The following is a 1,100-nucleotide window of genomic DNA, read 5'->3' on the forward strand; positions in this document are numbered from 1 at the left end:
CATCGGGATCAGTCGGGACATCGTTGACAAATGAACAGCCCCAACCGCAACCTCGCAATCGTTAAAGCCGTACGAGACCAAGGCGAGCCAGCCGCAAAAGTCGCCAAGCGATTCGGAATCTCCCGCCAGCGCGTCTATAAGATCCTGGCGGACTTCGATGCTGGTGGCCCAGAAGCGATCGCCCCGAAATCCCGCGCACCGCACACTCATCCCCAAGCCGTTCCCGAACACTTGCGCAAACACATCATCGACATGCGCAAAGAACTCACTAGAGCCGGATTCGACGCAGGCCCAGACACCATCGCATTCCATCTACAGCGACAAGGCCTGCGAGTGCCTTCAACCTCCACGATCCGCCGTATCATCACCAAAGCAGGCCTGGTTGCCCCACAACCGCAGAAGAAGCCACGAAGCTCCTACATCCGCTTCGAAGCCGAAATGCCCAATGAGTGCTGGCAAGCCGATATCACGCATCTTTTCCTCGCCGATGGCACTCGCATAGAAGTCCTCGACTTCCTCGACGATCACTCCCGCTACCTGCTGTCAATTACCGCCGAGCACGCGTTTACAGGCACTGCCGTGGCACAACAGCTCCAACGCCTCATCGACACCTATGGGCCGCCAGCATCCACGCTCACCGACAACGGACTGGTATTTACAGCACGACTCGCCGGAAGAAAAGGAGGCCGCAACGCCTTCGAGAAAACACTTAATCACCACCGCATTCAACAGAAAAATGGCCGACCCGGGCACCCACAAACCCAGGGCAAGATCGAACGATTCCACCAAACCCTCAAACGCTGGATCAAAGCACAACCACCGGCAGAAACAATTACCCAGCTGCAACAACAACTCAACGAATTCGCCAAGTACTACAACACGCAACGGCCCCATCGAGCACTTGGGCGCCGCACGCCCGAACAGGCCTACACCACAGGTGCCAAAGCCCATCCCACGGACAACCCACAAGACGAATGGCGCATCCGCCAAGACATCGTCGGAACCAACGGCAAAGTCACCATCCGCTACGCCGGAAGGCTCTACCACTTAGGAATTGGACGCGCCTACGGCGGCAAACACATCCTGATGGTCATCACCGA

At 57.4% G+C, this 1,100-nt stretch carries 1 protein-coding gene; it reads left to right on the forward strand.

Translation table 11 applies throughout. The features are described 5' to 3' along the window. Positions 1 to 30: 30 nt before the first annotated feature. On the forward strand, positions 31 to 1,100 hold a 1,070-nt coding region (locus BJP07_RS00445), incomplete at its 3' end, for an IS481 family transposase (protein ID WP_071565553.1).

The organism is Corynebacterium sp. NML130628 (assembly GCF_001875665.1).
Lineage (GTDB): Bacteria > Actinomycetota > Actinomycetes > Mycobacteriales > Mycobacteriaceae > Corynebacterium.